The 3259-nt window shown below is 56.5% G+C and carries 5 protein-coding genes; 2 read left to right on the forward strand and 3 right to left on the reverse strand.

Annotated features, from left to right (window positions below; translation table 11 throughout):
- Window positions 1-112 precede the first annotated feature (112 nt).
- Both ABX749_RS27050 and ABX749_RS27055 read right to left on the reverse strand, forming a co-directional pair.
- A complete protein-coding gene (locus tag ABX749_RS27050) occupies window positions 113-1258 on the reverse strand; it encodes a hypothetical protein (RefSeq protein ID WP_372898767.1) in 1146 nt (381 codons plus the stop codon).
- Between the two features lie 93 nt (window positions 1259-1351).
- Window positions 1352-1747, reverse strand: coding sequence for an STAS domain-containing protein (locus ABX749_RS27055; RefSeq protein ID WP_372898768.1), 396 nt, complete (start codon window positions 1745-1747; stop codon window positions 1352-1354).
- Window positions 1748-1819: 72 nt separating this feature from the next.
- Between ABX749_RS27055 and ABX749_RS27060 the strand changes: the two genes are divergently transcribed.
- Window positions 1820-1963 (forward strand): hypothetical protein, encoded by a 144-nt coding sequence (locus ABX749_RS27060; protein WP_372898769.1) that lies wholly within the window; start codon window positions 1820-1822, stop codon window positions 1961-1963.
- A gap of 120 nt (window positions 1964-2083) precedes the next feature.
- Here ABX749_RS27060 and ABX749_RS27065 read toward each other — a convergent pair whose 3' ends face one another.
- The gene (locus ABX749_RS27065) at window positions 2084-2359 is read right to left on the reverse strand and encodes an RNA-binding protein (protein WP_259633485.1); all 276 of its coding nucleotides are present in this window, start codon (window positions 2357-2359) and stop codon (window positions 2084-2086) included.
- Window positions 2360-2866: 507 nt separating this feature from the next.
- On the opposite strand from ABX749_RS27065, the gene ABX749_RS27070 reads away from it, so the two are divergent.
- A partial coding sequence (locus ABX749_RS27070; RefSeq protein ID WP_372898770.1) for a hypothetical protein occupies window positions 2867-3259 on the forward strand: 393 nt, incomplete at its 3' end.

Consider the following 3259-nt stretch of genomic DNA (forward strand, 5'->3'; position numbering starts at 1 on the left):
AAATCCGTGGGTTCGCGCTGCCATCCGTGGGCATAGTCATCGTCTCTTCAGTTCGCAAGTTACAGCCTGCCCCCCTGTTCCGCGACACCCTCAATCCAAACGTTGACGAGCACTAAAAGCGATACGGCACGAGCGTTGCGCTGTCGATCCCGCGTTTGGTCCCGTTCCCCGTGAAGGCACCGTTCTTGTAAACGGCTAGTATTTTCAGTTGTCCCTTGCGACCCGGATTGGGAATCGAGACCGAGAAACGCGATTGCGGGTCGACTTCGGCGACAAAGCCCTTGACCCAGTAGCCACCGATTTTGTCATCGCGATCATCGATCACCACGACACGATGAACTGGGAAATCGGTTTCCAGTCGCCCGCGAACTTCAATCGTGTGGGACTTGCGATCATAGTCCGCCTTCACTTGCCGGAAACTCGTCTTTGGCAGCATGTTTCGCGCCGTCGGGTCACCGGTGAAGACGGGATGGGTGGAAAGAATCGCGGCGCCGGCTTCGGACAGGTACGCCTGGGTCCGGTTCGGCATTTTATGGGAGGCGTAAATTCGATTGACCGGTCCCATCAATGTATTGCCCTTGCCCAGTTCAACTTTCGGTCCGATGTGAGGCAACCCGAAAGCATGACCGAACTCGTGGATACACCCCTTCAGCGTCAGCTTGTCATTGAGCGGCGTGACCATTGGGCTGCGCGGTGAAATTTTTCCCGGCAGGTTGGTGTAGTTCAAGACAGCCCAGCCGCCGTCTTTGGAATTGCCCGATCCGCGATAGCTGTCATGCCTGACCGGCGGATCACCGACGTAGACGAAGATCCAATACAGGTTCCCGGCGATCTTGATGCCGTGGTCGCGTTTCAGTTTGTCGTGGACCTGCCGACTGATCCACTGTTTCTTGTAGGCGCCGCCGGCGGCCGGCAGCTCTCCCTTCACGTGAATCACCGCGATGTTGCCGTCGTCACCACGGTTGAAGATTTCCTTCCGTGCCGGCGAATATCCCCAATCGGTCAGCCCGTCATGGAAAAACTGTTCGGCGTATAAACCGAATTGATTCAGACGATTCAGATAGCCAGCGCGCGGAGGCGGCTGAACATCACTGGGTGTGAACAGAACGATTTGTGCTTCAGGAATCGAGGGTCCCTGTGCGACGGCGTCAGCGACACCGAGTGTCAAAACGCAGCAGACGACAAAACGCGCCGGAGTCTTCCAGCAATCTCGCAGCTTGAACAACAAGAACGCAGGCGATGGGGTACCAGTTGCCATGTCGGACAGTGCATCGAAGGGAATCGGGCTAAAGCAAGAGCCGATTTTAGCAGACCCTTCTCAGCCGCGCCGGCAACTCGATCGGCATCGACATCAGCGTGGAAGACGCGATGGATAGAACGAGGCTTTCACGTCGGCGTCCAAATTGCAGAGCACCAGCCGGCTGCCCTTGGCTTTGAGCCGCTGATAAAACGTTTCCAGGGCTTCGATCGACGCCGGCGAGAAAAGACTCAGCCCGTCGAAATCCACGATCACGCGGCTGTCGTTCTGCAGCCATTTGGCCAGCCGCGTCAGGTCGCCGCGCAGTTGGCTCTCCGATTCTTCTTCGCCATCCAGGACGTCGGGATCGAACCGGACGTGGAGAATCGGCCCCAGAACCGCGATGTTCAGGCTCTCCATCGGTTCTCCATCCAGGTTGCCGAGGGGACGCACCGGTTCACGCGGTTTGACCGCCAGGGCGGCCGCGGCCTCGTCATGGAACTCAAACATTTCAAACGTTCGGTGTCTGTATTTTGCCATGGCCAATCTCTTCATTCGGGTACATCCGCCGGCTCGCAGGCCATGACGGACAAGTTGCGGGCGGTCGATCGGACACGCCCGTCAAACGTCGCGATGGAGGCGTCGCTGGACGACGGACTCGGCGATCGTTCGTTGTCGCGGCGACGCACCAAGACGGCACCTGCCTTGACAAAAGAAGTCCGCTGATGCACACACGGGTGATCAGACGGTCGGCATGCGTGGTGGGCGGCGGCGTTTGCCAGCGGCGCCCAAAACGCGAATGCCACGCGACGATTCACGTCGCGTTCAATTTTTCCTCAGCGGTCGTTACCAACGTCCGCCACCGCCATTGCCACGCTCTTCGCGCGGTTTGGCTTCGTTGACCGTCACGTCGCGGCCGCAGATCGATTTTTGATCGATGCCGCTGATCGCTTCCATACCGGCTTCACGGTCTCTCATTTCGACAAACCCGAATCCGCGTGAACGACCGGTTTCGCGATCTTTGATCACGTTGACCGACTTCACGTCGCCGTACTCGCCGAAGGCTGTTTCGACGTCGTTTTCGGTAGCGTCAAAGCTAAGATTTCCAACATAAATGTTCATACTTGAACTCCTTTTTGAGGTGTTATCCGTGTTCACGGAAACGTTTCAGGAGTCAAAAGAGAGGTCCTCGATCGATAAATCGTGGACTTAGAAGAGGTGCGGTGCACCCAATATTTCCAGCCTCGAGCGCCAGAAGAATCGAAAGGATCAATCACAGAGAACTTGAAAAGCTCAGCCCGGAACGAAAATCCAACTCATCCGTTACAACAACTGTCCGAAACTACTTTTCCAAAGCTCTCTCAATCTTCCTGGGTCGTGGAGGTGCAGGCTGTGTAAAAACACTCGTCGGCCTGCACCATGAATCACGACACTGAACACTATACCGTTAATCGACGGTGTGCGGCCGATAATCCAGCCGCTTTGTCTAAATCAAAAAGCCCAGTCGACGTAACCGCTGCACGAAGCACGGCTTGGAGCGTCAAAGATCGTTTATAATTATTGGCAGACTGGGTGCATCTGCAATGAAAACGTCACGTGATCTCATCAATTCCGACTGCCGAGACGACGATGAAACGAATCTGTTTTCTGGTATTTCTGTTTTCATCGCTGGCGTTCGAGTCGACGATCGCGGGCGAACCAACGGTCGATTCGCTGCTGCGATCGTTCCGCGACTATTCCGGCGCCACGCTTGTCTTTGATCGCGATGCACTTCCGCCCGGTCGATACCACGACGTGCTCAAACCGCTCGACGAGTCTGGGAAGGCACGCGCCGCGGCGATTTGCCTGCAGGAAGCAAAGATGTATCCGCCCAGGTATTTGGAAGAAGTCGGGCTGAAGACCATCGGTGTCTTCGCCGCCTGCGCGTCAAAGAGAACGTCGGATCGAAATCGACCCTATGACGAACAGCTCCGCGGTTACCGATACTTTGGCGTCTACAACGGCAGCGACGCGATCGCCGCC

The organism is Stieleria sp. (assembly GCF_041595215.1).
GTDB classification, from domain to species: Bacteria; Planctomycetota; Planctomycetia; order Pirellulales; family Pirellulaceae; genus Stieleria; species Stieleria magnilauensis.